This is a genomic window from Paenibacillus maysiensis, assembly GCF_000520815.1.
GTDB classification, from domain to species: Bacteria; Bacillota; Bacilli; order Paenibacillales; family Paenibacillaceae; genus Paenibacillus; species Paenibacillus maysiensis.
In genome coordinates, this window is sequence record NZ_ASRY01000025.1 from 24,855 (window position 1) to 50,831 (window position 25,977).

24 protein-coding genes, 4 pseudogenes and 1 riboswitch are annotated in these 25,977 nt (G+C 45.8%); of the genes and pseudogenes, 21 read left to right on the plus strand and 7 right to left on the minus strand.

Going from position 1 to position 25,977, the window contains the following annotated elements:
- Window positions 1-136: 136 nt before the first annotated feature.
- The 12 genes and pseudogenes from L696_RS0101645 to L696_RS0101710 all read left to right on the plus strand — a co-directional run bounded on the left by L696_RS0101645 (window position 137) and on the right by L696_RS0101710 (window position 9,751).
- Entirely contained in the window at window positions 137-640 is a 504-nt protein-coding gene (locus tag L696_RS0101645) for a ferritin (protein ID WP_025682098.1), read from the plus strand.
- 287 nt (window positions 641-927) lie between these two features.
- Window positions 928-1,176, plus strand: coding sequence for a hypothetical protein (locus L696_RS0101650; RefSeq protein WP_025682099.1), 249 nt, complete (start codon window positions 928-930; stop codon window positions 1,174-1,176).
- Window positions 1,169-2,272 (plus strand): DNA alkylation repair protein, encoded by a 1,104-nt coding sequence (locus L696_RS0101655; RefSeq protein WP_025682100.1) that lies wholly within the window; start codon window positions 1,169-1,171, stop codon window positions 2,270-2,272. The genes L696_RS0101650 and L696_RS0101655 overlap by 8 nt, the downstream gene beginning before the upstream one ends.
- A gap of 178 nt (window positions 2,273-2,450) precedes the next feature.
- On the plus strand, window positions 2,451-4,040 hold the full coding sequence (locus L696_RS0101660; RefSeq protein WP_025682101.1) for an acetate--CoA ligase: 1,590 nt from the start codon (window positions 2,451-2,453) through the stop codon (window positions 4,038-4,040).
- Window positions 4,041-4,086: 46 nt separating this feature from the next.
- A complete protein-coding gene (locus tag L696_RS0101665; protein WP_025682102.1) occupies window positions 4,087-5,319 on the plus strand; it encodes an aminopeptidase in 1,233 nt (410 codons plus the stop codon).
- 218 nt (window positions 5,320-5,537) lie between these two features.
- Window positions 5,538-6,125, plus strand: coding sequence for a TetR/AcrR family transcriptional regulator (locus L696_RS0101670; RefSeq protein ID WP_025682103.1), 588 nt, complete (start codon window positions 5,538-5,540; stop codon window positions 6,123-6,125).
- Between the two features lie 46 nt (window positions 6,126-6,171).
- Window positions 6,172-6,798: an HXXEE domain-containing protein gene (locus tag L696_RS0101675; protein WP_025682104.1), complete on the plus strand. Its 627-nt coding sequence runs from the start codon at window positions 6,172-6,174 to the stop codon at window positions 6,796-6,798.
- A 256-nt stretch (window positions 6,799-7,054) separates the two neighbouring features.
- Window positions 7,055-7,582 (plus strand): TetR/AcrR family transcriptional regulator, encoded by a 528-nt coding sequence (locus L696_RS0101680; RefSeq protein ID WP_025682105.1) that lies wholly within the window; start codon window positions 7,055-7,057, stop codon window positions 7,580-7,582.
- A 105-nt stretch (window positions 7,583-7,687) separates the two neighbouring features.
- Window positions 7,688-8,644, plus strand: coding sequence for an SDR family NAD(P)-dependent oxidoreductase (locus L696_RS0101685; protein ID WP_025682106.1), 957 nt, complete (start codon window positions 7,688-7,690; stop codon window positions 8,642-8,644).
- Window positions 8,645-8,847: 203 nt separating this feature from the next.
- Window positions 8,848-9,179: pseudogene (locus L696_RS28075) on the plus strand (sulfurtransferase TusA family protein); the annotation flags it as partial.
- Window positions 9,167-9,408: pseudogene (locus tag L696_RS28080) on the plus strand (DsrE/DsrF/DrsH-like family protein); the annotation flags it as partial. The pseudogenes L696_RS28075 and L696_RS28080, both read left to right, overlap by 13 nt.
- Window positions 9,409-9,484: 76 nt before the next feature.
- Entirely contained in the window at window positions 9,485-9,751 is a 267-nt protein-coding gene (locus L696_RS0101710; protein WP_025682107.1) for a metal-sensitive transcriptional regulator, read from the plus strand.
- 113 nt (window positions 9,752-9,864) lie between these two features.
- On the opposite strand, the gene L696_RS30135 is transcribed toward L696_RS0101710, so the two are convergent.
- A complete protein-coding gene (locus L696_RS30135; RefSeq protein ID WP_155985285.1) occupies window positions 9,865-10,260 on the minus strand; it encodes a pectinesterase in 396 nt (131 codons plus the stop codon).
- 4 nt (window positions 10,261-10,264) lie between these two features.
- A riboswitch (TPP riboswitch) is annotated at window positions 10,265-10,374 on the plus strand.
- 52 nt (window positions 10,375-10,426) lie between these two features.
- Here L696_RS30135 and thiM point away from each other — a divergent pair.
- The 3 genes from thiM to L696_RS0101725 all read left to right on the plus strand — a co-directional run bounded on the left by thiM (window position 10,427) and on the right by L696_RS0101725 (window position 14,350).
- Entirely contained in the window at window positions 10,427-11,245 is an 819-nt protein-coding gene (thiM, locus tag L696_RS0101715; RefSeq protein ID WP_025682108.1) for a hydroxyethylthiazole kinase, read from the plus strand.
- Between the two features lie 101 nt (window positions 11,246-11,346).
- Complete coding sequence (locus tag L696_RS0101720; protein ID WP_025682109.1) at window positions 11,347-12,036, plus strand: YetF domain-containing protein; 690 nt, start codon at window positions 11,347-11,349, stop codon at window positions 12,034-12,036.
- A 262-nt stretch (window positions 12,037-12,298) separates the two neighbouring features.
- Entirely contained in the window at window positions 12,299-14,350 is a 2,052-nt protein-coding gene (locus L696_RS0101725; RefSeq protein ID WP_025682110.1) for a fibronectin type III domain-containing protein, read from the plus strand.
- Between the two features lie 135 nt (window positions 14,351-14,485).
- Here the strand turns inward: L696_RS0101725 and L696_RS0101730 are convergent, their stop codons facing one another.
- The gene (locus tag L696_RS0101730) at window positions 14,486-16,759 is read right to left on the minus strand and encodes an alpha-galactosidase (protein ID WP_025682111.1); all 2,274 of its coding nucleotides are present in this window, start codon (window positions 16,757-16,759) and stop codon (window positions 14,486-14,488) included.
- Between the two features lie 81 nt (window positions 16,760-16,840).
- A complete protein-coding gene (locus tag L696_RS0101735) occupies window positions 16,841-17,827 on the minus strand; it encodes a LacI family DNA-binding transcriptional regulator (protein ID WP_025682112.1) in 987 nt (328 codons plus the stop codon).
- A gap of 101 nt (window positions 17,828-17,928) precedes the next feature.
- Between L696_RS0101735 and L696_RS29100 the strand changes: the two are divergent.
- The 6 genes and pseudogenes from L696_RS29100 to L696_RS0101760 form a co-directional block, all read left to right on the plus strand.
- Window positions 17,929-18,039: pseudogene (locus tag L696_RS29100) on the plus strand (alpha-amylase family glycosyl hydrolase); the annotation flags it as partial.
- 274 nt (window positions 18,040-18,313) lie between these two features.
- On the plus strand, window positions 18,314-19,222 hold the full coding sequence (locus L696_RS0101740; protein WP_025682113.1) for an AraC family transcriptional regulator: 909 nt from the start codon (window positions 18,314-18,316) through the stop codon (window positions 19,220-19,222).
- Window positions 19,223-19,342: 120 nt separating this feature from the next.
- Window positions 19,343-20,407: a Gfo/Idh/MocA family protein gene (locus tag L696_RS0101745; protein WP_025682114.1), complete on the plus strand. Its 1,065-nt coding sequence runs from the start codon at window positions 19,343-19,345 to the stop codon at window positions 20,405-20,407.
- 251 nt (window positions 20,408-20,658) lie between these two features.
- Window positions 20,659-21,258: a TetR/AcrR family transcriptional regulator gene (locus tag L696_RS0101750; protein WP_025682115.1), complete on the plus strand. Its 600-nt coding sequence runs from the start codon at window positions 20,659-20,661 to the stop codon at window positions 21,256-21,258.
- A gap of 69 nt (window positions 21,259-21,327) precedes the next feature.
- Window positions 21,328-22,542 carry an MFS transporter gene (locus L696_RS0101755; RefSeq protein WP_025682116.1) on the plus strand — a complete coding sequence of 405 codons (1,215 nt, stop codon included), beginning with the start codon at window positions 21,328-21,330 and terminating at the stop codon, window positions 22,540-22,542.
- Between the two features lie 107 nt (window positions 22,543-22,649).
- Window positions 22,650-23,252, plus strand: a pseudogene (locus L696_RS0101760) (tyrosine-type recombinase/integrase); the annotation flags it as partial.
- A 1,170-nt stretch (window positions 23,253-24,422) separates the two neighbouring features.
- Here L696_RS0101760 and L696_RS0101765 read toward each other — a convergent pair.
- The 4 genes from L696_RS0101765 to L696_RS31355 form a co-directional block, all read right to left on the minus strand.
- The gene (locus tag L696_RS0101765) at window positions 24,423-24,806 is read right to left on the minus strand and encodes an alpha-L-arabinofuranosidase C-terminal domain-containing protein (RefSeq protein WP_081750668.1); all 384 of its coding nucleotides are present in this window, start codon (window positions 24,804-24,806) and stop codon (window positions 24,423-24,425) included.
- A gap of 22 nt (window positions 24,807-24,828) precedes the next feature.
- Window positions 24,829-25,209, minus strand: a complete 381-nt coding sequence (locus L696_RS0101770) for a hypothetical protein (protein WP_425339296.1) — start codon at window positions 25,207-25,209, stop codon at window positions 24,829-24,831.
- 20 nt (window positions 25,210-25,229) lie between these two features.
- The gene (locus L696_RS32585) at window positions 25,230-25,523 is read right to left on the minus strand and encodes a hypothetical protein (protein WP_025682120.1); all 294 of its coding nucleotides are present in this window, start codon (window positions 25,521-25,523) and stop codon (window positions 25,230-25,232) included.
- 182 nt (window positions 25,524-25,705) lie between these two features.
- Complete coding sequence (locus tag L696_RS31355; protein WP_209440923.1) at window positions 25,706-25,957, minus strand: hypothetical protein; 252 nt, start codon at window positions 25,955-25,957, stop codon at window positions 25,706-25,708.
- Window positions 25,958-25,977 lie beyond the last annotated feature (20 nt).

The following is a 25,977-nucleotide window of genomic DNA, read 5'->3' on the forward strand; positions in this document are numbered from 1 at the left end:
TTAGTGTGAGGCGGGCGCAATGCGAGGATGTTAAAACTCATATTGCGCTCGTTTTTTTGTGCTCGTTTTTGTGATTGGTTTCGTGGTACACTAAGAGTGCTACATCAATACATACATGACTGAGGTGACCTGAGACATGAACGACAATTTGGCACAGGCTCTAAATGAGCAAATGAACTTTGAATTTTACTCCGCTCACGTATATCTGGCAATGGCTGCTTATTGCTCCAGCGAAAGTCTGGATGGGTTCGCAAACTTTTTTCTGGTACAAGCTGAAGAGGAACGGTTTCATGCCATGAAGCTGTACAAATATATTAATGATCGCAGAGGACGCGCCACACTGGCAGCATTACCTGAGCCTAAAAACAGCTATGATTCCATGCTGGATGTGTTTGAGCACGGCTATAAGCATGAGCAGCAAAATACGCAGAAATTTTATCGTTTGGCTGACTTGGCTCTGGACGGACGCGAGCATGCAACGATCCATTTCCTAAAATGGTTTATTGATGAGCAAGTCGAAGAGGAAGCTCTGTTCGACAGTGTGATCCAGAAGCTCAAACGGATTGAAAGAGACAGCAACGCTTTTTACATGCTGGACAGTGAGTTTGCCAAACGCAGCTTTACAGCTCCTGCCGAATAACAAAGCATACATGTTGCGTTTGAATGCCATGGATATGGGCAGCATTTTATTAGTCTAGAAAGTAAAGGAGCCCGGTTTTCGGGCTTTTTTGCGTTGACTTTGATCCCTGGATTTTCACTTTTCGAGGGGTTATTGTTATTTTAAATATACTTATAGAAAAAATTAATTTGTCGCTGGATGGTGAGCGAGCTACAGTTATGTTAACTTTTATATCTGATTAAGTTGATAGGATTAATCATTTAGTGATTCACGCGCATTATAATAGCACTATAGGGAGGCGAGTTAACATGAGCGAAATCTATCGTCTGGCACAACAGGAAGATGCAGAGAGATTGCAGTACGTAACTTATGAGGCGTACGAAACAATTCGGCAGTTGGAGCTTAAATGGCCTGCCGCTCAGGCAGACATTCCTCTCATTCAGGAGAATATTAAAAATAATGACTGCTGGTGTTGGAGCTCCGTTTATGGTTATCATAGACGAAGGTATGAATCTATCGTTTACATTCGGATACAAAAGGAGATACAAGATGGCTGAACCTTTAAAAAATATATACACAGAGGATTTTCTTCGCCTGTTCGGTGAAAGAGTACAAACGGCGTATAGCTCGTTTGATACCCAGGGATTTATCCATCAGGTCATGGACGAATCGTGGAATGAGTTGGAGCTAAAAGCCCGGATGCGGCGGATTTCACTAACATTGGGGACGTTCTTGCCCAGTCGTTATGAAGAAGCCTTGGCTGTCCTTTTTGCCATAGACGAGCATTGCAGCGGTTTCCCGTACTTATTCTTTCCGGATTTTGTGGAGGTGTATGGGCAGGGGGAGGAGCATTGGACGCTTTCCATGGAAGCGCTGGAGCGTTTCACACAGAAGTCATCTGCGGAGTTTGCCGTCAGACCCTTCCTGCTGCGCGAACCGGAACGGATGATGCGCCAGATGACGGTCTGGGCGGGGCATCCAAGCGAGCACGTTCGCCGTCTTGCCAGCGAAGGCTGTCGTCCGCGACTGCCGTGGGGGCAGGCGTTGCCCATATTTAAGCGCGATCCCGCTCCGGTATTAGCCGTGTTGGAACAGTTGAAAGCCGATCCCTCACTGTATGTACGTAAAAGTGTAGCCAACAACCTGAACGACATCGCCAAGGACCATCCCGAAGCAGTCATTGCAACAGCTAGGCGATGGAAAGGCACGCATCCCGACACCGACTGGATTGTACGCCACGGCTGCCGGACCCTGATTCGCAAATCCATCCCCGAAGTGATGGCAATGTTCGGCTATGCCGAAGAAACGAATGGGTCCCCGTTAGTCACGGAAGCGTCTTTTACTGCCGATCCGGCTGTGTTAAAGCTCGGTGATAGCTGTGAGCTAAGCTATACGCTTCAACTTCGGGAAGGTGACCCGGTGCGAGTACGCATCGAATACGGCATCGACTTTGTGAAGGCAAGAGGACAAGTCTCGCGTAAATTATTTTTGCTTTCCGACAAAAACGTACCCGGAGGAACCCTTCTTACAGGTACGCGAACATACCGTTTCGCAGACCTGACGACCCGCCGCCATTATCCAGGTGCACACCGTATTACACTGCTTGTGAACGGACAGGAAGCTGCATCTACGGAAGTGGAACTCCAGTTTTAAAAGCTTTATAGCAGCAGAGAAAAAGAGTCTGAACCCTGGCTCTTTCTTTTTGTCGTTCGCTTCTACGGACTTTATTTTTTTCAAAAAAATGAGTCTGGGTTTAGAACCTGGTACTAAGTCGTGTTATAATAAGATTAGATCGTGGCTCTCATCTTATGTATAAAGGGGAATGTACAATTTGACAGATCAACAGCAATGGCTTGCGCCTGAATATTACAATATGACTTCGGAAATGGAACACCATGACGCTAGCAAAACAGCACTCAAGTGGTTAAGCGAAACAGGAGACTACGAGGAAATCACCTACGGGGAGCTGCTGAAAAAAGCTAATCGACTGGCTGGAGGACTCGCAGGACTGGGATTTAACAAAGGAGACAGGGTTCTGGTCGTAGTACCACGTCGCATTATTGCGTATGTGATTTACCTAGCATGCTTAAAGCTGGGACTTGCCGTTATTCCTTCTTCCGAAATGCTTCGGGCCAAGGATATTGCCTATCGACTTCGCCATTCGGAAGCGCGCGGGGTGATTGCCTGGACCGGAGTAACAGGTGAAGTGGAAAAAGTAGACAGGGATTTGCCTTCCCTGGATTACCGTATCTCGGTTTCCAGCGACGACACCGTAGCTGAACCCGGCTGGCTGGAGCTGAATGAGCTGATGGTTGGACAGGAAGATACCTTTGAAGCTGTGAAAACGCACCGGGATGACATGGCAATTCTGGCCTATACCTCCGGTACCACGGGAAATCCTAAAGGTGTCGTACATAGCCACGGCTGGGGATTTGCCCATCTTCGGATTACATCCCCTTGGCTGGATATCCAGGCCTCGGATACGGTATGGGCTACAGCTGCGCCAGGATGGCAAAAATGGATTTGGAGTCCGTTTCTATCCGTATTGGGAAATGGAGCGACCGGATTCGTATATAATGGTTCTTTTCGTCCGGGTCGCTATCTGCAGTTCCTACAGCAATACCAGATTCAAGTGTTATGCTGTACCCCAACGGAATACCGGATTATGGCGAAGACGGATGGGTTGGATCAATATGATCTGTCCCAACTGCGCAGCGCAGTTTCTGCGGGAGAACCTCTTAATCAGGAGGTCATTAACAAGTTTCAGGAGCAGTTCAACATTACGATTCGTGACGGTTATGGCCAGACGGAAAGCACTTTGATTATCGGTAATTTGAAGGACGTGCCTTTGCGCACAGGTTCAATGGGGAAATCCATTGCGCCAGGACTGGTTGAGATCGTAGACGAGGACGGTGTTCCACTGGCTCCGGGCCAAGTTGGCGATATTGCAGTGCGTGCTGATCTGCCGGCATTATTCCATACATATTACCTTGATCCAGAGCGCAAAGCAGTCAGTGTCCATGGAGACTATTTTGTTACAGGAGACCGAGCGCGCAAGGACGAGGATGGATACTTCTGGTTTGAAGGACGCGGTGACGATATCATTATCAGCTCCGGTTATACCATCGGTCCCTTCGAAGTGGAGGAAGCGCTCATGAAGCATGACTCTGTACAGGAGTGTGCTGCCGTAGCCAGTCCTGACGAAATCCGGGGACATATTGTAAAAGCCTACGTTGTACTCAAAGCCGGAGTAAAAGGATCACCGGAGTTGGTGAAGGAACTGCAACATCATGTGAAAGCATCGACAGCACCTTACAAGTATCCAAGAAAAATAGAGTTTATTCAGGAGCTTCCCAAAACCAGCTCGGGTAAAATACGAAGAGTGGAGCTGCGTGAATTGGAGAAGCAGTCTGTACTGTAATTGTAGATTGTAAATATCATGAAATTCGGAACAGGAGCGTGGAAAAATGAGTTCCTTTGAAGCATTGCTGGAGCAATATGCAGAACTGGTCGTAAGAGTAGGTGTCAACATCCAGCCCGGACAGGCGTTGTTGGTAACTGCACCACTGGAAACCGTTGAGTTTACACGCCTGATTGTCAGCAAAGCCTATGAAGCAGGCGCTAAATATGTACAGGTAGAGTTTGAGGATGATTCCATTACACGTAGTCGTTTTGAACATGGTGACGAAGCCAGCTTTGATTACTACCCTGCTTGGAAGGCAGAAATGATGGAGAAATTCGCCGAAGAGGGTGGAGCCACGCTAACAATCAAGGTTCCGAACCCGGATCTGTATCAAGGCATTGATCCGCAAAAAGTATCGCGTGCAACGAAGGCGGCGGTAACGGCGAGAGAGGGCTTCTCCCACTACACCCGAAATCATAAAATCAGCTGGTGTCTGATCAAAGCACCGACGAAGGCTTGGGCCGATAAAGTGTTTGCCGATGTGGCGGAAGAGGACCGAATTCGTGTCATGTGGGAAACTATTTTCCAGATGAATCGTGTAGATGGCTCCGATCCCGTCCTGAATTGGCAGAAGCATCTGAAAAACCTCGAACAGCTGCAAAACAAGCTGAATCATAAAAAGTATAAAAGCCTGCACTACCGCGCACCCGGAACAGATTTGAAAATCGAACTGGCCGACGGACATATTTGGCGCAGCGGTGGTGGTGAAAACGAGCGTGGAGACTACTTTGTGGCAAATATGCCGACAGAAGAAGTTTTCACAATGCCTAAACGTACAGGTGTAAATGGTTATGTCACCAGCACGATGCCGTTAAATTTGAATGGACAACTGGTCGATCGCATTACATTTACCTTTAAGGATGGAAAAGTTACCAAATATACAGCGGAATCCGGCGAGCAACATCTGACTCATTTGCTGGCTACGGATGAAGGGGCCAGCTATTTGGGTGAAGTCGCGCTGGTGCCGCACGATTCGCCGATTTCCAATCTCAATCGCATCTTTTACAATACAGGGATTGATGAAAATGCCTCCTGTCACTTGGCGCTCGGCAGTGCGTATCCGTTTAACCTCGAAAAAGGAACACAAATGAACCGGGAAGAGCTGCTCCAGAACGGTGCCAATATCAGCCTGACCCATGTTGACTTTATGATCGGCTCCGCTGAGCTGGATATTGACGGCGAGCTGCAGGACGGAAGTACAGAGGCCGTATTCCGCAAAGGAAATTGGGCGATTTAATCCTTTTCTCAATCTCAATTTATAGCAACCCGCAAGCGATCTCATTCGTTTGCGGGTTTTTGTATATGCTAAATATCAAACTGCGCTTGTATTGCGAAATATAAAGTGCTAAACTAAGTTCAAACATAAATTTAAACAGTGTTTTAAATTATGTTTAACTTATAGGATTCTGGTCTATTCAATCCACTCTGATTGGACCAGGTAAGAGGAGGAGAAGTATGAATCACGTAGACAAAAAACAGCAAACCAAAGAAAAAATATTACACGCTGCGCTTGAATTCATTAAAAAGGAAGGTTTTGAGGCGGTTACAATCAGGAAAATTGCCGACCTGTCGACCACCAATATTTCTCTAGTTAATTATTATTTTGGCTCTAAGGAAAATCTGCTCAGTGAAGCCATTGAAGTGATATTAAGTGGCTTTCAGCACACTTTTTCTATTTTGGACAATACAGCGATCCCGCCCCAAGATCGACTGAAACAATTTTTGTTTGATTATTTACAAGTCATTCGGCAATACCCGGAGCTTCTCTCACGAGTCATTGTCATGGGTAGCACGCCCTTCACATCCCAACAGGAATACGGAAGGTTTTTAAACATGATGGGATTCCCCAAAGTGCAAAGTACGATCAAGGACTTGACAGGTGAGCAACGGCCAGAGCGATTGTTAGCGATGATGCTGCAAATATTTGGGGCTATTTTTCTTCCCGCATTGATGAGCCCGATTCTTGAATCCGGAGCGGCTGTGGAAATGCCATCAATCGAGGAACAATTAAACCTGTTGTTTGAAAGATATTTTGATAAATGAGGATTTTGCAAAAATCCTGAAATAATAAATGACTGGAGTGAATACTATGAATTTTTTGAGAAAATACTGGCAGGACGCAGGAGCTATCATCGGTGTGATCGTATGTATTGGTTTACTTATGAACAGAGCCATTTTTTCGGATATAACAGGAATTTTATGGTTGAGCTTTGTAACCATACTTTTTCATCAATTTGAGGAGTACCGCTGGCCTGGATATTTTGCCGGTCTATTTAACAACGTCATGTTTAAAAGTGAAACCCCGGATCGGTACCCCTTAAATACCCAATCAGCCATGATTATTAATGTGGTAATTGCCTATGTGTTTTATTTACTCCCGATATTATTTCCGCACGTGATATGGCTTGGACTCGCGCCTATTTTTATGGGCTTCTTCCAGGTAGTCTGGCATGGAATTGTTGTGAATTTAAAAGCAAAAACCTTATATAATCCCGGTTTGTTTACGGCAGTCTCCCTCCATGTTCCGGTCGGAATCTGGTACATTCACGATATTGTCAAGTACAATGCACCCACCGCAGCAGACTGGATCTGGGGGACAATCTACTTTGCTTTTGCTGTATATATCTTCATCATAAAAGGGAATATGTGGTTGAAAAACAGCAATTCTCCCTATCCTTTTTCTCAACAACAGTTAGGATCGTACTATCGTAAATAGTGTATGTTGGATGATCTTCAATGTCCTTGTTTACAAGTTGGAAACAAGTAGAGGTATTCTGGAAATGTGGTTCGGTTACACTTGGTTTGTATCTCATTGAAACAAATAAAAGAGTCGCTTCCGTAACCATCCCGGAGGCGACTTATTTTTTTCTGAGCGATTACTATTGCATTTTCGTGCAGTGTCGTATATATTGGATTTAGTAATTGATCAATCACTAATCTGAATCTGTGTTGAACAAAAGGATGGAGATTTTATGACCAAAGCTACGTCAACATCAATAAATCGTCAAAAGGAAATCATCTCCGCCGCCATTGAAGTGTTTGCAGAGATGGGTTACTATCGTGCGACAACAGCCAAAGTTGCTGAACGAGCCAACATTTCTCAGCCATATGTTTTCCGTTTTTTCGCTACCAAGGAAGCTTTGCTTGTTGAAGCGTTGAAGGTTTCATTTGCACGCATCATAGACTCTTTTCACCGAGTTATTCATTCGGTCTCGTCTGAACGGCTAGAGCAGGAGCTTATTGCAGCTTATTCGCAAATTATGGTGGAATACCGCAATGAGATCCTTTTGCAAATGCAGGCGCAGACGATTCACGAGGACGTGGTTATGAACGTGATGCAGCAGGAATTACGTAAAATTCATGCGACGGTATATGATGCTTTTCGCCAGGCAGGTACTGATCAGGCATTGGAAAGAACGATGCTTTTTCTGGCCAGAGGTATGCTGTGTAATATCTCAATGTCGCTGGATCTGCCCGAGCTGATGAAAATAAACGATTAGCCTCGTTTATTTTAATAGTTAGTAATTGATCAATCACTAACTATTATTTTATCGCATTCTGTTATTGATTAGTCACTAAATAATTCTATTTAAGGAGTGTTCACAATGAAAAAAGCAATCGTATTAGGTGCAACCGGAGGAACTGGGTCGGCAATTCTACATGAGCTTCTCAACAGAGGCATTGAAACCATCGCCTTCGGCCGTTCTTCCGATAAGCTCCAGCAATTACAAGCGTCATTGGGTCAGCCAAAGCATCTGTCTATTTATAAAGGCGATGTATTCGATGCGAATCAGGTTAGTGACGCGGTTAAGGATGCAGATGTCATTTTCCAATGTGCGGCTGTTCCATACCACGAAATGGAGACACGCCAGCTTCCTTTGGGGGAATCCGTCATGGAGGCAGCCAACCGTTTAGGTAAGAAAATAGTCATCATAGACGGAATTTATCCGTACGGAAAGGCATTGACCCCATTGGTGAATGAGGAACATCCCAAAAATCCTCATACCCGTAAGGGAAAAGTCAAGCTGGAATTTGAAAAGCTTATATTCAGTTCCCGCTGGGATCATGCACGGCCTATGATTGCAAGATTGCCTGATTATTACGGACCTACCGCCAACAAATCCTCTTATTTAGGATTAACTATGGAGGCTGTGGCTGCTGGAAAACCGACTATTTTCATAGGAGGCTTGAATGTCCCCCGCGAATATGTGTATCTACCCGATGTGGCAGTGATGATCGTGGAATTAGCTAGCCGGGAAGAAGCTTACGGTCAAAATTGGAACATACCGGGGGCGGGTGTGATTTCCGGCAAAAAGCTTGTGCATATTGCACAAAAAGCAAGTGGTAAAACTAAACCTGTCTTTCCACTGCGAAAAACCGCACTTCGTCTAATCGGATTATTTGATCCCGTGATTCGTGAAATCGTAGAGATGCTATATTTGACCCAAACACCTGTTGTACTGGATGGTAGCAAATACGAGCGTGTTGTAGGCCCTATACCCAAGACCCCTTTTGAAAAAGGCATAACGGATACAATACTCGCATTAAAAAAACGTCAATAAAAAAATCTATAATGGGGCTTTATCAGAAAATATACTTCCAAGCTATGAAAGCCGCGATCTATGCGGTTTTTTCTTTTTTCACTTTGACTATATCAGGTATACTCGTTTGTGCGCCTGTGAACACAAACAACCAAATAGGTTGACAAGGAGAGCATGCTTCGTTCAGATTGAATTCCCCCCAAAAATAAGCGGAGGTATGTACAATATCATCAACTAATGTCCAAGCAGATCAAATTCTGGATTGCAAAGGACTTGCTTGTCCCATGCCCATTGTCAAAACGAAAAATGAACTCAATGCCGGGCAGGTTATCGAAATTCAAGCCACGGACAATGGTTCATTAGCCGATTTACAGAGCTGGGCTCAAAATACGGACATCAATATTTAGGTACTCTTCAATCAGGAGATGTGATGCAGCATTATTTACGTAAATCTAATCCCGATGAAGTGAAGGAAGAACAAAGCTTTCCATGGACGATAAGCCATGAAGAATTACAGACAACACTGTTCGCAAACGGGAAAATAACGTTACTGGACTCGGCCCGCAGATGATCAAGCATGTTATGAAAAAGCATAATGTGCTTTCACTTCCGCAGCTTATCGAGCTGGCGCAAGAGCAGGGGATCAAGCTGGTGTGGTGGCCTGCACCATGACCATGGACCTGCTAGGACTGCAGCAGGAAGAGCTGATGGACGGTTTGGAATATGCCGGAGTAGCTGCCTACCTGGGGGATGCTTCGCAGGGTAAGGTAAATCTATTCATTTAGGATGTCCTTATTATTTTTTTTGTTTATAATATACCTATACATGTATATGATTAAATCAAAAAGGAGTGTATACCTGATGGATTACAATTATAGTGATGAACTGAAAACACGCCTGAGAAGAATTGAGGGTCAGGTGCGTGGGGTGCTTCGTTTAATGGATGAAGGACAATCCTGTAAGGACGTAGTAAGTCAGCTATCTGCCGTACGCAACGCATCCGATAAAGCGATTGCCCAGATCGTGGCAGAGAATCTGCAACGTTGTATATTGGAAGAACAAGAGGCTGGTGGTGCTACAGATAAACTTGTTAAGGAAGCGATCCAGCTTCTCGTAAAAAGTCGTTAAGGAGGTCATCTTATAAGGAGCTGTAGTCAGACCTGAATCTCCAGAATGGGTAGGGCAATATTATTTCCCAAAATTATTGCCCTCCATCCATAAGGGATGCTGAACATAAGTCCCTAAAACTCGATAAGAGCTGCTTGAGCAGAGTGAGTTAACGTATCCAGGGTTAAGCGGGTAATCGAAACATCATCGGCGTTTATTTTGATTAAACCCTTAGAAGGATCGGCTTGGCGAAGTATCGTTTGTTCAATGGATTCACCCTGTATTTTTGTAGTGTGGTTTTGGATCAATATAGTAGAAGAAACATTGTAAATACCGTTTTTTACTAAAATATTTGTTTCATTGGATGCTAAAGCTTCAATTAGAGAAAGATAGTCACCCGAGCCATCAGCGGCTACAACAGCAGACGGGGAAGAAGCAATAGATGGATTGATGGGTCCAAAAGCAAACCTCCAAACGTTTTTTACATGATCAAAATATCTGTTGATTTTTGTATGACGAACCCGTAACATTAGAAAAAAATATATCGGGAGCCTGTGGAAGCAAGCTGAGAGTACGACTAAGCCGTCGTAGACCGTGTGAACCTGTTGGATAATGCCAGCGTAGGGATATAAGTGTATACATATGTATAGGCCAACAGTCTTTCACAGGTTCCTGAAGAAAGAGGGTTGGTTTTTTATGTTAGATCAAATGGCTTTATTGCTACAAAATATGCGGGATATGAATCCGCTCGTTCACAATATAACCAATGTGGTCGTCACCAATTTTACGGCAAACGGACTGCTCGCGCTCGGCGCTTCACCAGTTATGGCATACGCCAAAGAGGAAGTCGCAGATATGGCCCGAATTGCAGGGGCGCTTGTACTTAACATTGGTACGTTAAATGAAGAACTTGTAGAGTCCATGATAGTGGCTGGTTTATCGGCTAATGAACATGGGGTACCTGTGCTGTTAGATCCCGTGGGTGCGGGAGCGACCCCATTCCGCACAGCCTCCGCTCTCCGGATTCTGGATCGGGTCAAGGTGGATATTGTTCGCGGTAACGCTGCTGAAATTGCACAAATCATTGGCGAAGACATACAAATTAAAGGTGTCGATGCTGGAGAAACAGGCAATTTGAATATTTCACAACTTGCAGTCAAAGCAGCCCATCAACTGAATACGATTGTTGCAATCACTGGCAAAGAAGACGTCATTACCGACGGCCGTATAGGGTGGATCATTGAGAACGGCCATAGCATGCTTACCAAAGTTACGGGAGCTGGTTGCCTATTAACTTCGGTGCTGGGCGCTTTCGCTGCTGTCGAAAACGACAGACTTACTGCTGGCATGGCAGCACTTGCCGTATATGGCGTTGCTGCTGAAATGGCAGCAGAACGAAAAGGTGGGGAAGGACCAGGAAGCTTTCAGATCGAGCTACTTAATATGCTGTTCGCGGTAACGCCGGACGATGTGCGCCAGTACGGTAGGGTGCGCGCATTAGATCGGATATTCTGAACACAAGAGTATAGAAGGTGAAATGAACCACTGTTTATGTAGAAATGGACAGGTGTAATAACCCGTAAGAAGAAATAACTTCTTGCCGGGAGGTTGTATGTATGGAGGTATTCGTCACGATTGGTGTCAAATTGATCATCAGCTTTTTTGGTTTGTGGATTATTGCTTTTATTACAGGGCGGAAAACCCTCAGTCAGTTAACACCGCTCGATTTTTTAACATCATTAGTTTTAAGCGAAATTGTGGGGAATACACTATACGACGATAAGGTGAGCATTGGGCAGCTTTTGTTTGCTTTGGCACTGTGGTGCACGCTGTCCTACTTTTTTGAAAAGGCAACGACCCATTTTGTAAGATTTGGATATATGGCGGAGGGCCGGACTGTGCTGCTCATCGATAAAGGCAAGGTTAATCAAGAAATGCTAGAAAAATACGATATGGAGTATACACAGTTACTTTCCATGCTTCGGCAGCAAAATATTTTTTCTCTTCGTGAGGTCAGGTACGCCACGTTGGAAACGAACGGCTCACTATCAGTCATGCGCAAACCCGAATACGAGCCGCCAACCGCTCAGGATATGGGGATAGGTGTGCAGCCTGATTTCTTTTCCGTTACGGTCATCGATAAAGGAAAGCTGCTGAACGAATCCATGAGGGGCAAGAAAATCGATATGGAGCAGATTAAAGCAAAGATCCGGGAGCAAGGATATGATGATATCGACGAGATCGCCTATGCGGAGTATAGCGAGGATGGAACACTGTACATTGTTCCGATGGGAGAGAAAACCTAATTAGACCAGGTTGGACCAGGCATAAATTATCTTTTAGTATCCGCGCTCAGCGCGGCTTTTTTTATGTATACAAGTCCAGTTCTTGGCTTGGGGCAATAGCTTGTACTATTAACCTAAACATTTCCTTTAAATATTCCGATAACATTTAAATGAACGTCTATTGCTTATGCTAGGCTGACAAGGCTGGATTACAATAGGAGGATTTTGTAATCTTACCAACTGGTTTGACAAATACATATTGTTATCAAGGAGTGCACAGATCATGAAAAAGAAGGGATTGCGCCAATGGATGGCTCCGTTCGCAACGGTTACTCTGATTTTGAATACGGGATATGGCATCTTGGGGGGAACGGATGTAGCGGCGAGTGCGTTGCCTGCCAAAGAGCATAGCTGGAATTTGAAAAATCCAGGTATAGAGCAGTCACATGCAAATGTATTAGCAGGTCAAGGGCGCTATGCGAAGGTTGGTTCGGGTACAGGCGTGACTACGCTTACAGAGGTAGATGGTCAAAGAACCTATATTAACAGAATTATAAAAACGCTGGCGAACCAAACAACTGCGTTGAGTATTGCATCTGGAGAAGTAAGCCATTTGACAGCGGTTCCGGCAGATACAACAAAGATGAATTTGTCGTGGACAAATCCGACGGACACTAATTTTGACCATGTAAAGGTTAGCGTCAGCAAGGATGTATATGTAGATAACATCAAAAGTAATTCTTATATGATGAGCGGTTTACAGCCTGATACAGCATATAATTTTCGCGTGCAGACGGTGGATAAGAGCGGAAATGAATCTCAGGGGATTACAATACAGGCCAAAACGGCTTCTGTTGTTCCTGTAGATAAGACACCTCCAGGAGAGGTGAGCGGGCTGACAGCGACAAATGTGGGTTACAACGCTTTTACTGTGAATTACATTTTGCCCAAGGATGCTGACCTGAGCCAAGCGATTATTTATCTAAATGATAGGGAAGTGCAGCGAACCTTAGGTACGTCCTACACGTTTAGTGGCTTGATCGCTTCCACTAACTATACCGTAACGGTCAAAACAGTGGATAAATCTGGAAACGTATCTGGGGGGGTTAGTATTCCGGTTACAACCCCAACAGTCTCCGTCGATACTTCGTCCGTGCCAGATGTGACTGGAGCGACAGTGACGTCCGTTGGTAATCAGAGTATATCCATTTCCTGGACGAGACCCAGCGGGATTAGTACAGTTAGTCTATATCTGGACGGGCAACTGATAACAGATTCATCAGGAACGACATATACGTTCACGAACCTGACGGCAGCTCGGTCGTATGGAATTACCATTAGGTCCAAGCGGAGCACAGGTGTGTTGTCCTCTGGCGTGAAGCTGAGTGCGACGACTAATTCGAGCTCCAGTACGTCGGAAGTAACCAATCTTGAGGTAGACAGCAAGGATGAAACCTGGATAAAAATCACCTACGATATTCCGAGTGAAGCGCAGAGGGTGAAAATATATGTTGATAATGACTATCGGGGGGCTACAACCTCTGAGTCCTACAATATTACGAATTTGCGTGCAGGACGCTGGTACGTGATTAAGGTAGTAGCAGTAAAAAGCAATGGAGGGGAATCTTCAGGTGTGAGTTTGTCGGAACGTACGGATACTTCCTATTCGTCTTCGTCGTCTAGTTCATCAGACTATGAGGAAGCAAGAGATTTGATGAGGACTGCGGAGAATAACCTGAGTGCATCCAGTTGGCGTGCTGCCAGAGACGCAATTAGTGATCTGCCAAGCGGGTCGCGTAAAAGTGATCTGCTGGATCGACTGGAAGCTATTCGCAATCGTGTGTTTAATACCAGCAGTTCATCAACCACAACAAGTACAAGTACAGGTACAACAAACTCTGGCTCAGCGTCCGTGTACTCCAACAATGCGGTTGCCCCATACGCAACTTCATTCATCCTGACACCAGGAGCTAAATATGCTTACGTGGATGGTCGCGCTATGTCGATAGATCAGGCCCCGCACATCATAAATGGGGTGACGATGGTTCCGCTACGTTTTATCAGCGAACGGGTGGGGTACCAGGTGAATTATGAAAGAGGGACCAAGCGGATCCTTATGAATCGCCCTACTGAAGGCAAACAGGTGATACTTCAAATTAAGAATCCCAAGATGGTAGTATATGAGCTAAATATATCCCGGAATTCCTCAACTCCCATCACAGCCCCGATTATTGTTAAGGGCTACACGTTAGTTCCACTAAGAACCATTAGTGAGCTTTCGGGCTACCAAGTGAATTATAGCGCTGCATCCAAACAAATTACGATTACAAAATAAATGCTTTTGTAAAAATGGTTCCAAGTAAAGAATCTGGAACTATTAGTCTTATATTGGAATAATTATCTAACAAGGCAGACCGGAGAAACTGTCTGCCTTGTTTTAATTTTTTATCGTCACTGAATGCATTCGTGATCAGCGGATCGCCTTAAGGCGGAAGGTAGAGCTGGCGAAATCCCCTGTTAGATCCGAGACCACAAGCCCAATTCTCATTAGGCGGTCACCTCCAAAGATTTCGCCATCGAACGCTACGCGGAAGGGGGAGGCGCCGTCTTCCACCAAGGTATTAACTGCATGATCTGCAGTGTTGTCCGTCGCCCCGGTTTCGATTTTATACTTTTTCTTCGGGTCAAGTCCTTTTAGTGTTAATCGCCGGATTGGCCCATTCGGTTCAGCCAGTACGCGGAAGTAAGAGACAAACGCTTCCGACTTGTCCTCGCTAACGAACATCCAGGCCGTATCACCTCGGCCTTCAAATGGGCTAAGAAGCCGATACATATCCCCTTGCTGTACAAGGGAACGAATTTCCTTGTACTGGGCGATTTGTTTGGCAGCAAGCTCCTTTTCTTTCTTTGTAAATGCAGTAAGGTCAAGCTCGTAACCAAAGTTTCCACTCATTGCCACGTCGCCGCGTATGGCGAGGGAGGTAATTCGTCCCACCTGGTGGTTCGGCACGCTTGATACGTGTGCCCCCATGGTGCTGGCCGGATACACGATGCTTGTTCCGTACTGGATAGCCAATCTTTCAATCGCATCCGTATCGTCGCTGGTCCATGTTTGCGGCATATAGTAGAGCATTCCTGGATCGAACCGTCCGCCACCTCCGGAACAGCTTTCGAACAAGATGTCCGGGAACCGGGAGGTCAGGCGTTCCAGCAGATCGTAAAGTCCGAGCATATAACGGTGTGCGGTTTCCTTTTGCCGTTCGCTAGGAGCTGTAGCCGAAGCAATCTCCGTCATATTACGGTTCATGTCCCACTTGACATAAGTAATCGGAGCGATTGAAAATACGGAGCTAAGCGTATCGTACAAGTAATCGCATACTTCTTTGCGAGAGAGATCAAGCACCAACTGGGATCGGCCTTCCGTCCGCCGCCGCCCCTCAGCATGCAGGCACCAGTCAGGATGGTCACGGTATAGTTCACTATCAGGAGATACCATTTCCGGCTCTACCCACAAGCCAAACTGTAATCCTTGTTCATTCACCCGTTTGGCTAAGTCGGCAAGACCGCCGGGCAGCTTGCGGCGGTTCTCAAACCAGTCCCCAAGCGAATTGTCGTCATTATCGCGTTTGCCAAACCAGCCATCATCAAGAACAAAGAGCTCAATACCGAGGGGTCCCGCTTCCTTAGCAATCGCCTCGATTTTATCAGCATCGAAGTTGAAATAAGTGGCTTCCCAATTGTTCACAAGAATCGGACGTTCTTTGTCACGATAACCTCCCCGGCACAGACGTGTACGATAGAGTCGATGATACGTGCGAGACATGCCCCCAAGACCTTCTTCGGAAAAGACCAGTACGGCTTCAGGGGTCTGGAATGACTCACCCGCTTCAAGTTGCCAGGAGAAGTCAAAGGGATTGATTCCGATACTTACACGGGTCTGGTCGAACTGCTCTACTTCCGCTTGGACGACGAAGTTGCTGCTGTAGACCAGACTGAACCCGTACACATCTCCGCGATCTTCAGTCGCATCAGGACGAAGCAGTGCCAGAAAGGGATTCATTTGGTGACTACTGGAGCCCCGACGGCTCTCCAACCGAATGGCACCAGGTCCGAGGTCGCGACGCTGGATATGTCTTTCCCGCACCCAGGCTCCCGACAGGTAGAGAGCTTGGTAGTTGGAATCGGCGAAATCGACAGAGGCGCTCATGGCTTGCTCAATATTCATGATAGCGCTTCCAGTATGCTCAAACAGGGTAGACCGGGCAATAACACCGTAATTCGCAAATACAGTATAGAGCAGTGTAGCCTTAAGACCTGAGTTTTTGTCCTCAAGGATCAGAAAGAGGGTTGCTGCTTCATCATCCGATTCGGTATAGACGGCAGGAAGTCCTTCGAGCTTTGGTTTACCCGGTACAATGCGGTAACCAGTATATTTCAGCTCCGTAATTCGGGTTCCGTCCGCAAGTGCAACCTGGTAAGCAGGCTGACGAAAGTCGCTTGTTCCATACTGGGGATATTCCTGGGGAAGCGTGTCCAGGGAAATCGTACGGTTGGAAGGAACGGGAGTGGGAGAGAAAGAGCAGCGCTCCCTAAGTTCCAGTATACTTGCTAGACTTTGGTCATGATGAAGTCGAGCTCCCCAATAGACATGTGCGGGATATCCTTCTACAAGCTGGATAATATAGCTGCAATCCTTGGACTGCAGGTGAAACAAACCAAGCGTCTCGTCTACATGAATGTTCATGGTATTCACTCCTTGGGGGTTCATAATTTGTGTTCACATAAGGATATTTATCAATGACATTAAAACTTTCAAATGCTGTTTTTAGCTGTTTTGGCACGAGCTCTCCCGTATGACAAGCTTAGTCCCGATCACGCTGTGCGCAGGTGGTTCACGTCCCTCAAACCGTTCAGCGAGCAGTTGGACGGCAGCCTTTCCCATCTGTTCGGGATAGGCATGCACAGTAGTTAGCGAAGGCTGTACGAAGGCAGCCATCTCAATGTCGTCGAAGCCGACGACGGCCATATCCTCAGGTACCTTGACTCCATCTCTATGAAGGGCACGGAGGGCACCGATGGCGAGCGGGTCGCTTGCAGCGAAGCAGGCCGTCGGTCTTTCCTGTTCGACAAGTAGCTCGTTCATCATCCGATAGCCATCCGCGGTAGTCCAAGCGCCTATACGGACGAATTCAGGATTGTACAATCCCCGTTCCCGCATGAACCGTTCAAAATAATGCGCCCGTCGCTCTCCGTCGCTTTTACCGCCGATAAACCCGATTTGTCTGTGACCAAGCTCCAGTAAATGTCCGAGTGCCTGATCAACAGCTTGCCGGAAATGGAGGCGTACGGAATCGTACTCCAACTGTTCATGGTACTGGTCGACAAGGACAATGGTGTTCTTGTTGGGATGCAGCTTGATCACCTCTTCAGGATCGACGCCGCCCACGACAATCAGACCGTCCGTCTTCTGCAAGCTGACGATGGAAGAGCGGCCTCGCAAAGTCTGCCCCAACGTCAGGCCAAGCTCTTCACAGCGCAGTTCAATTCCACGGCGGATCGAAGCATAATACGGATCGTCCCGTTCCTCTTCAATGGAACACCACAGCAGGAGGGAGACCGTCTTCCCGGCACGTTCCGTGTTCCGCTTTAATTGCCTCAGCCGGGAAGGCTTATACCCGAGCTGTTCAGCAATCGAAAAAATTCTGTTTTTGGTGTCCGGGCTCACGGCCAGTGACAGATCGTTATTTAAAACCCTTGAAACTGTTGCGGCAGACACACTCGCTTCACGGGCAATGTCTTTAATTGTTGCCAAAGAGCTCACACCTTTTTAGTTAATAATTTTACTAAAAATCGACTTTATTTTAACACATCCCATTGGCACTTTCAAGATGGCGGTTGAATTTTTAAGATTAATATGATGTAACTGATTACTATCAGGTGGACCCGCAGTATGGGAGTCTGCATGAATTTCGCACCTTGATGAAAGAAGCGGACCGAAAGGGCATCAAGGTGATCATGGACCTTGGAAGGTGAACATTTAAATCCGTATGCTATTCGCATGATCCGTGTTTCATAGCAAAAAGCGGCCTATGATGCAATAAATTGAAACAGTCAATAAATCGTTACGCACTCTTATCAGACGATTTTGGGAACGATGCTATCTTTGTTTTTTCGTTTACTAAAGTGGTACCTTAATAAGGTAAACGTTGCGATATTCCATCTGTACGAAAAGGCAACATGATTATGCATAGTTATGTGTGCGTTTTTTTGAAATTTACAGCAAAAGGAGTTTACCAAAATGAATTTGTATTTAGAGATCCCGGAGCTTGATAGACATTTTCCTTTCCGGAGTTTTATTAATAAAGGCGACGTACTTTGCTATCCCCATTGGCATAAAGAAATTGAAATTATCTATGTTACTCAGGGAACCTTGGATCTGGGAATTAACGATAACTCGATACGCATGAAACAAGGTGAAATTCAATTTATAAATGGTGGTGATGTTCATTATTTCTTGGCTTCTCCCGACAGCGAACGGGTGGTTATTCAATTTGATTTGAGCTTTTTTCAAGAGATATCCACATTAAGCGATCAGAAGCGTCCTCTAAGAGATATATTTACGGAGATGGAGCAATCAAGCTGGAACTGGCCAGAAGAAACAGCAGCTAAAATGCTCACGCTGATTCAAAGCATTTATGATGAGAACGCCAATTGCAAAGAAGGTTGTTCCTATATGATCAAAGCCAAACTGTTTGAGATATTGACTCTCATTTTGCGGGAAGTGCCGAGAAGTACGAAGCCTAGACTTCGCGAAATCTCTGAAAGTACCTTAATACAATCCAAGGACATGCTTTGTAAACTGGAACGTATTTTTGAATATGTGGAATGCCATTATCATGAAACCATTTCGCTGAAGAATGTAGCTGAATATATGGGTTTCAGTCCCTATTATTTCGCCAGACTGTTTAAGAAGAATACGGGGATGACCTTTGTAGCCTATTTGCATGAATACAGACTGAATAAGGCCAAATGGATTTTGCTGAATGAAGACAATCCAATCACTGAGGTCGCAGAGGCTGCAGGTTTCAGGAGCGTGAAGACGTTTCATCATTTCTTTAAGGAAGCGACAGGAACATCACCATTGAAATACCGCAGGGCAATATTCGGGAATAAAACGGCAAGATATGAGGAAGAAAGTTTTTCATGAGAAATGTATGATAGAGCTATCCAACTAAAATTTTATCGTGCAGTAACCCATCTGCAATCGATTTTGATCCGTGAGCAACCGCTTTTAATGTGGTGCGCTTAAATCAGGAGTGAAAGGAAAATGAAAATGGATAATCGGATATATAATGTAGTCATTATCGGTTATGGAGGCATGGGAAGCTACCATGTTCAATTGATCGAACCTATTCAGCAGCTTGCCATTGGCGGTGTATATGATATTGTTGATTACCGGATGGAACTCGCTGCAGCTGCTGGCTATAAAACCTACGCCAGTCTGGATGCCGTTCTGGCCGATCAGGCCATCGATATTGTTTTGATAGCAACGCCTAATGATGTTCATAAAGAAATCGCGATTCAGGCACTGCAAGCTGGAAAACATGTCATTTGCGAAAAGCCGGTTACGATAACGAGCGCGGATTTCTTGGATATTGTCGAGGTAGCGAAGAAAGAAAATCGCGTGTTTACGGTACATCAGAACCGTCGATGGGATGAAGACTTTCGGATTATCAAAGATATGATTGGCAAGAAGACCGTGGGCGAGCTTTTCCAGTTGGAATCGCGGGTTCAGGGGGCTAACGGCATTCCAGGTGACTGGCGACAACTGAAGGCGTACGGTGGAGGAATGCTGCTGGATTGGGGAGTCCATCTGTTGGACCAGCTGCTTCAGATTACGGACAGCCAAATCGAAAGCGTAACTGCTACCCTCAGCTATATTTTGGGAACTGAAGTGGATGACGGCTTTACCAGCTTTATTGAGTTCAAGGACGGCCTGACAGCAGTTATTGAAGTGGGTACAACCAATTACGTAAAGCTGCCGCGTTGGTATATAAAAGGAACCGAAGGAACCGCAGTGATCAGGGATTGGGACTTGAGCGGAGAGATCGTTACCCGGAATCCGGATGTTGCTCATGTGGAACCAAAACCAATTCAAGCAGGTCAAGGATTGACAAAAACGATGGCGCCGCCGTCTGAGGAATCCACCCTTAAGTTCCCGATTGAGAAAATACCAGCTGCAGCGGAAAGCTTTTACGAAAATGTTGTTTCCACCATTGAAGGAAAAGCGGAGCTTGCGATCAAGAGTGAAGAAGTGCATCGTGTGCTGGTGCTGATTGAGACGATTTTTGAGGCGGCTGCAACTAAAAGCGTGATTCGAAGAACTATTTAAATCAGCTCTATTTTTCGACCCGCCTAAGACAGATTTTTAATAGGATCTTATATTTTGAGAACCTATGAAAAACATTGAATCTTAAAGTTTCTCATAGGTTCTGGAATCAAATGAAATTACATAATTTCATGTCTTGAACAAGATCTTAGTGTTATAAAGGATAACATTGCACTTTTTAGTTTACTTCTTTGGGCATCTAATGATAAAATACAGAATGAACGTTCAGTATTCATGAAAGCGAAGTGGATGGAATGAACAAAAAGCAGCTTCAAACCGAGCAAACCAAACGCAGGCTTGCCGAGGCTTCCAAAGCGCTGTTTGCCCAGAAGGGATACAAGGCAACCTCGATTGAGGACATCGTGGCGGCGACGGGCAGCAGCAAGGGCAACATCTATTATCATTTCAAAAGCAAAGAGGGGCTCTTCCTCTATCTGATTGATGAATGGAATCGGGAATGGGAAGAGAGTTGGGCATCCAATGAGTATTTGTACAAAACCTGCACCGAAAAAATATACGGGCTGATGGAACAGCTTGTGTTGGACGATATGAATCACCCGCTAACGAAAGCGGCGGATGAGTTTTTTACGGGGGAGAAGAAGGAAAACGATATTGAGGAACGGATCGACCAGATTCTGAAGCATCACATCCAATTTAACCGGCAACTGGTACAGCAAGGAATCGAAAACAGGGAATTCAAGGCGGATCACGCGGATCGGCTCGCCATTATACTGGAAAGCACTATTATCGGTCTGAGCCAGCTATCACGCGAACTGGAGCCTGAGGAGGCGCTTACGCTCTATCGCCAAGCGGCTGACGTGTTCCTGTACGGCATCTCTCGAGGGGGAAAGTAAGCTCAAGCCTGCAGGCCGATGGTTACCGGGAGGCAAGACGTATTTTGAAGAAACATGGAGGAAGTAATCATGGCATTGCTAATACGTAACAGGGGCGCATTGCTGCTGTTGATGTTTAATATTTTTCTAGTATTTACGGGCATCGGCTTGGTAGTGCCTATTATGCCGGCCTACATGGATTTGTTGCACATTACGGGCACGACGGTAGGCCTGCTGGTGGCGGCGTTTTCGTTCACCCAGTTCCTGATCTCGCCGATCGCGGGCCGATGGTCCGATACGTGGGGACGGAAAAAGATAATTGTCATCGGTATGCTATTTTTCGCCGTATCTGAATTTATGTTCGGCGCCGTAAATGCACCTGTCCTGCTGTTTGCGGCTCGAATGCTTGGGGGCATCGGCGCGGCGATGATCTTCCCAGCGGTGATGGCGTATACGGCCGACATTACGTCCGAAGAGGAACGCGGCAAGGGCATGGGACTTATTAATGCCGCCATTACGACCGGATTCATTATCGGACCGGGAATCGGCGGATATATCGCCGAATACGGCATCCGGGTACCATTTTATGCGGCGGGTATTGCCGGATTACTTGCAGCCATCATCACGCTAATCATTTTGCCGGAGTCTACTCGCCTAACCGGACAGCAGGACGTTGTCGCTGCAGCGGGCGCGGCGAGGGCGAAAGGCTCGGGGCTGGTTAACCAATTGCTCCGCTCCTACCGTGAGCCGTATTTCTTCAGCCTGATCATCGTTTTTGTCATGGCCTTCGGACTGGCTAATTATGAAACCGTGTTCTCGTTGTTCGTCGATCACAAATTTGGTTTTACAACCCGGGATATTGCATTTATCATTACGTTTGGCTCCATTGCGGGCGCGGTTGTGCAGGTTTCCTTGATCGGCTGGTTGTTGAACCGCTTTGGTGAGAAGAAGGTTATCTCAGTATGCCTGTTCTTTGTTGCGTTGTTCATCTTGTTGACGTTGTTCGTCCACACGTATTGGCTCATTTTCGTCGTGACTTTCATCGTATTTCTAAGCATGGATATTTTGCGCCCAGCCGTCAGCACGAATATGTCGAAGCTGGCCCAGGAGCAGCAGGGCTTTGTGGCAGGCCTGAACTCAGCATATACCAGCCTTGGAAATATCGCAGGCCCGATCGTAGCCGGAGCGCTGTTTGACGTGAACATCAATTATCCATACGTTTCTGCCGCAGTCGTGCTTGGCCTCTGCTTCCTTCTGTCCCTTCGGGGAACGAGGCCGGTGGGCCAGCTCAAGGAGGAAATGTAATCATGGAAGGAAAAGCGAAGTAAAGACATTGAGCAAATCGAGAAGGGTGGAACCAGCAAAAAAGGCTGAAATCCCTGACAAGCCCATTGCAACTGGCCAAGACGGCCAAGCAATGCATTAACCGTAAATTGTCCTCACTAAAATCCTTATTTGATTACTTACAGAACAAAGCTGAACCAAGTGACCTAAAGCCCTATATCCAGCGTAATGTTATGGCCAAAATGGATTTAAATGTAGTTAAAGAAAGCCAAGAAACCATTGCCAATCGTATAGATGGGAAAATTCTCAGAGAAGAAGATTTTGAGTCGTTTAGGCTATTTGTAGCCCATGATTTCGGAGAAATCAATAAAGAGAATAAACGTATTTTCAATTTCCATCAGTTTAATCGTGAACGGGATACAGCCATTGTTTCTCTCATTTTAGGATCAGGACTTAGACTATCTGAGGTAGCAGGCATTAACATCGAGGATCTGGATATGAATAAAGCTTTAGTGCGTGTTATACGCAAAGGTAATAAAGAACAATATGTATATTTCAGCAAGAAAGCGTTACTAGACTTAGAAAATTATCTTCAGATTAGAACATCAAGATATATCCCAGAAAAAAACGAAAGCTTTTTATTTATTGCAGCTCCCATTGGTCGTAGAGGAAAAAGCAGACGCTTAACACAAAGATCTATTGAGAAACTGATTGAAAAATATGCTTCAGCGTCCCTTTCGAGGAGAATGACACAAAGTTTACCCTGTTCAAGGAGTAATGATACAAAGCTTCTCTATAGCGACCTAGTACCAGCTGTCATTGAGTGAAATAGGGGATAAACTTTGTGTCACTGTACAGTATTGAACTGACTAAATTCACAAACATTTACTTTTCGTTTGCTAGCAGTTAACAAAATGGATGAAAATATCATGCAATAACTTTATCTTCAATTGTTAACTGACGATATCTTAATGAAGATAAAGTTATAGAGGGAAATAGTTTATGCAATAACTTTATCTTCAATTTTTGCTTATGCAGTAACTTTTAGTTCACTAATGCAATAAGGTTTACTTCAACGGACAAATAACATGGACCGATAAAGCCGCACTGCTATGCGGTTTTCTTCAGACATATTCACAAAACCCGTATTTTGACTAAATGTTTTCACAAAAACTTATATCGTTAAAGCCTCCAACGGACATCTGCTATTTCCCCTACAGCTGATTGTTATTGGAAAGCTCTTTCTATAGCTAACGGGTCATTTTAAGAGATCGGCTTTCCATTGATTTGCACGTGTCTTATCATCTTTGGCATTAGTAGCCAGTGCTTAATAGCTCAGTGCTTGTGGGCATAACTCTGCTTTGATTTGCACACTTATATAACCACTTTTCCTTCAGCGTACATCTTACTGAGAAATTCTGCTGTCGTTGCCCTTCATGCGAACATCATTAGTCTCCTATCTCCTTCCGCGATGCCGACGTCGTATAATCCACTGACTTCCCCAGATATGAACGTCATCTATCATTCCACTGATATAGATGCAACATGGCAAACGACTGAAGCAAATATTCAATAGGAAATTGCAAAGATTTCGCAGGCAGCTGCGACCAGCAGCGGTTTAAGTCTACAGCCTTAATTTGTTGAACAATCTATGGACATTCCAAATAAAAGGATGCATTATAGAAATACAAGCTATAGCTCTAATTGAGACCCCGTCTGGGGCAAATCGCTTTAGCATTCGGTTCGTACATATGTCCGTCCGGACAGACATCAGACTCCCGATGATCACGGGGGTCTTTTGTTTTTATTTAATTTTTTTGGAGTATCAATACCTCATCAGTGTATCGATCGAGAAAGCGCAGTTTAAATCCGGTTTCGCCCGTCGTTACGTTCAATTTCGCCTAATAAGTTTGCCAAGAAGCGTTGCCGATCCAAAGAGCATCTTCGAAAACTTCGCAGGAAAGCGAATGGCTTGTAAGCACCTCTAACTGCAGTAACGTATCTTTCCCGGAAATGACCGAGATGCCCTCGACCTGTCCGAGCTGACTCAGACTCACTCCAAGCCCCCCATGAATTTCCGGCGAGTAGCACTCTGTTTCTACCTGACAATCAACCACTACGTCGCCTCTATTCTGGCCGAACATTTTCTGGACATAGTAGGAAGGTGCCCCGTACGTCCGCGTCCCGTCAAAATAGATTAAATTCGGTTTCCATACCGTATGATGAGTATTCGCAAACAAGGGTGCATATGAGGACATTACGACTATATCCTGATTTCGCTCCATCCCACCATGAAAGCCGCTTCGCTTAACGCCCTCGCAATGCTCCTTTTTGATTGTTCACGGTTATCGCATATTCGCCTACGTAAATTTTCGGGCCGCTGCGGTCATAATGATCGTACATGTCATGATACAACTGATAAAACTCATCATCAGCGTAAAAGTGTTCGTCCACGATTTCAACAGACAACCCTTTGGTCTCCGTCCCCACTTCCCAGTGCGTGTTGCAAATCGTAATGATATCCGGGTAAGCTGATTTAAGCGCATCGTAAAATACTTTGTAACGCGTATTATACTCCGGACAGAAATTTTCGTTTCCGATTTCAATATACTTTAGTCCGAACGGCTCCGGGTGACCGTTCTCCGCCCGCATGGCGCCCCACTTGCTCGTTACCGGTCCTTCGCGTATTCAACAGCATCCAGCATGTCCTAGACCCACTCATCGAGTTCATCCATCGACACGAGCTCACCAGGCCTTCCCTGGCAAGTCAATCCGCAATCGACGACGAATATCAGTTCGATCCCCATGTCCTCAGCCATTTGCAAATACTCATGGAACCCAAGTCCATTTGTGGTGCGGTAATGCCAAAGCGTCCAATGAGAAATCCGCTCGGTCGGGTCGCCGATCGTCTTTTTCCATCTGTACGCAGTCTCGATTGCAAACCCCTCAACAAAGCAACCTCCAGGGAAGCGAAGGAAGCTCGGACTCAACCCTTGCAGCATGGTCCGTAAACTATTCTTATGGCCTTTGAACGTAGTTTCTGCTTACGGGGAAACGCTTATGTCCGGTATGGATCGTTATTTCGCAGATAAACTCATTGCTACTCAATCTCCCTCACTTATACTGATCCGACGGCACTTCGAGCGACATGCAAATGAGATCAGTCTGCCAAATGCCCGCCCGCCTAGAATCCGCAGATGATGATTTTATCCGTGTCCACGTCCCATCGTTCTGCATGCAGGCGTACCGTTTGGACAAGCCCTTGCCAGATCCAGCAAGGGTTGCGGATATCAGCTCCGTGCGTTCCCAACCGGAGGATTATCGTGATCGGAGCGGAATGATTCGTAGTAAGTCGTATATCGTAAAATGAAAGCGCGATAACCGCGCTTCGCGAAGCGCAGTGCGACGGACTCGGCTTCCCGGTCAGAGGTACCAAGATAAGCCCCCCCGGGGCAG

Bases quoted from the DNA above. Each gene is read 5' to 3' on its own strand.
- L696_RS0101745 (WP_025682114.1), top strand. From the start codon at position 19,343: ATGAAAATGGATAATCGGATATATAATGTAGTCATTATCGGTTATGGA.
- L696_RS0101675 (WP_025682104.1), top strand. From the start codon at position 6,172: ATGAATTTTTTGAGAAAATACTGGCAGGACGCAGGAGCTATCATCGGT.
- L696_RS0101710 (WP_025682107.1), top strand. From the start codon at position 9,485: ATGGATTACAATTATAGTGATGAACTGAAAACACGCCTGAGAAGAATT.
- L696_RS0101670 (WP_025682103.1), top strand. From the start codon at position 5,538: ATGAATCACGTAGACAAAAAACAGCAAACCAAAGAAAAAATATTACAC.
- L696_RS0101655 (WP_025682100.1), top strand. From the start codon at position 1,169: ATGGCTGAACCTTTAAAAAATATATACACAGAGGATTTTCTTCGCCTG.
- L696_RS0101765 (WP_081750668.1), bottom strand. From the start codon at position 24,806: ATGGAGCGAAATCAGGATATAGTCGTAATGTCCTCATATGCACCCTTG.
- L696_RS0101645 (WP_025682098.1), top strand. From the start codon at position 137: ATGAACGACAATTTGGCACAGGCTCTAAATGAGCAAATGAACTTTGAA.
- L696_RS0101685 (WP_025682106.1), top strand. From the start codon at position 7,688: ATGAAAAAAGCAATCGTATTAGGTGCAACCGGAGGAACTGGGTCGGCA.
- L696_RS0101650 (WP_025682099.1), top strand. From the start codon at position 928: ATGAGCGAAATCTATCGTCTGGCACAACAGGAAGATGCAGAGAGATTG.
- L696_RS0101665 (WP_025682102.1), top strand. From the start codon at position 4,087: ATGAGTTCCTTTGAAGCATTGCTGGAGCAATATGCAGAACTGGTCGTA.
- thiM (WP_025682108.1), top strand. From the start codon at position 10,427: ATGTTAGATCAAATGGCTTTATTGCTACAAAATATGCGGGATATGAAT.
- L696_RS0101720 (WP_025682109.1), top strand. From the start codon at position 11,347: ATGGAGGTATTCGTCACGATTGGTGTCAAATTGATCATCAGCTTTTTT.
- L696_RS30135 (WP_155985285.1), bottom strand. From the start codon at position 10,260: ATGTTACGGGTTCGTCATACAAAAATCAACAGATATTTTGATCATGTA.
- L696_RS0101730 (WP_025682111.1), bottom strand. From the start codon at position 16,759: ATGAACATTCATGTAGACGAGACGCTTGGTTTGTTTCACCTGCAGTCC.
- L696_RS0101740 (WP_025682113.1), top strand. From the start codon at position 18,314: ATGAATTTGTATTTAGAGATCCCGGAGCTTGATAGACATTTTCCTTTC.
- L696_RS0101755 (WP_025682116.1), top strand. From the start codon at position 21,328: ATGGCATTGCTAATACGTAACAGGGGCGCATTGCTGCTGTTGATGTTT.
- L696_RS0101680 (WP_025682105.1), top strand. From the start codon at position 7,055: ATGACCAAAGCTACGTCAACATCAATAAATCGTCAAAAGGAAATCATC.
- L696_RS0101725 (WP_025682110.1), top strand. From the start codon at position 12,299: ATGAAAAAGAAGGGATTGCGCCAATGGATGGCTCCGTTCGCAACGGTT.
- L696_RS0101750 (WP_025682115.1), top strand. From the start codon at position 20,659: ATGAACAAAAAGCAGCTTCAAACCGAGCAAACCAAACGCAGGCTTGCC.
- L696_RS32585 (WP_025682120.1), bottom strand. From the start codon at position 25,523: ATGCTGCAAGGGTTGAGTCCGAGCTTCCTTCGCTTCCCTGGAGGTTGC.